The following is a 1,152-nucleotide window of genomic DNA, read 5'->3' as shown; positions in this document are numbered from 1 at the left end:
CGTGCCGGCGACCGCGCAGCCCGCCGCCGCGTCCGCGCCCGCGAGCGCCGCGTCGAAGCCGGCGGCGCGCGCCTCCAAGCCGAGAGCCAAGCCGAAGCGCAAGCCGAGAACGACCGCCGCGAGCAACGTCGCGCCGGTCGCGCCCGACCCGGTCGAGGACGAGTTCGGCGTGTCCGGCTCCGGCACGGCGGTGCAGCCGCAGCCGGCCGCCAGCCAGCCGGCCGCGTCGTCGTCCTCGGGCTCCTCGTCGTCGTCCGGCGCGAACGCGCCGCCTCCGCCGCGGCCCGCGTCATCGTCGACCGAGTTCGACCCCTGATCGCCGAGATCCGAGGGGGCGCCGCCGGCCGCTGACGCCATTGAGAGGGCATGTCAGCGAACGACCCGCCCTCCGGTCCGCCTCGGTCCCCGGACGACCGGCCCGAGCCCGACCGCGCCCCCTTCGAGCTGGCCGCCGAGCCGGCGCCGGCCGACGCCTGGCCCGCGCCGCCCGACGCCTGGCCCAGTCCCGGTGACGCCTGGCCCGTGCCCGGTGACGCGCCGCCGCCCGACGACCCATGGCCCGTGCCCGGCGACGCGCCGCTCGCGCCGCCGCCCGACGACCCGTGGCCCGCGCCCGGCGACGCCTTCTCGGCGGCCACCGCGATCCGGCCGGCGCCCGCGCCCGGCGGCAACCTCTTCGAGTCAGCGAACCGCTGGGCGCAGGACGCCGACGACGACGCGCCCCGCGACGAGCCCGGCGACCGCATCGCAAGCGCGCGCCCGTCGCGCTCGTCGCGCGCCCGCCGTGAAGCGCGCGACCGCCCCCAGCGGCGGACGCGCCCCGCGCGACGCACCCGTGCGTCGCCGCGCTCCCGCCGCCAGCTCGGCCGGATCGGCGTGCGGATGGGCTGGGCAAGCCTCTCCCAGCACGCGCGCACCCACGTGCGCGGGTTCGCGCTGCTGCTCCTCGTCACGGTCGTCGGTGGCGTCGTGCTGCTGCAGAGCCGCAGCGGCGCCGAGCCGCCCCGGCGCGCCGCGGCGGCCCGGCCGGCCGACACGCCGTCGGCGCCCCAACAGGTGAGCCACGGCGCCGACGCAGATGCCGGCGCGAACGCCGGCGACGAGCAGCGGCGCGCTCGCGCCAAGCGCGCCGCCCGCCACGCGGATCGGCGG

The 1,152-nt window shown here is 80.5% G+C and carries 2 pseudogenes; one reads left to right on the top strand and one right to left on the bottom strand.

Annotated elements, in window-relative coordinates:
- Positions 1-357 (bottom strand): annotated as a pseudogene (locus tag R7226_RS31495) (hypothetical protein); the annotation flags it as partial.
- A gap of 9 nt (positions 358-366) precedes the next feature.
- On the opposite strand from R7226_RS31495, the pseudogene R7226_RS31490 reads away from it, so the two are divergent.
- Positions 367-1,152, top strand: a pseudogene (locus tag R7226_RS31490) (hypothetical protein); the annotation flags it as partial.

The sequence above is a fragment of the Conexibacter stalactiti genome, assembly GCF_033542075.1.
GTDB lineage: Bacteria > Actinomycetota > Thermoleophilia > Solirubrobacterales > Solirubrobacteraceae > Conexibacter > Conexibacter stalactiti.
Note: the sequence above shows the minus strand (reverse complement) of the source record. Positions and strands in the feature narration are given on the sequence as shown.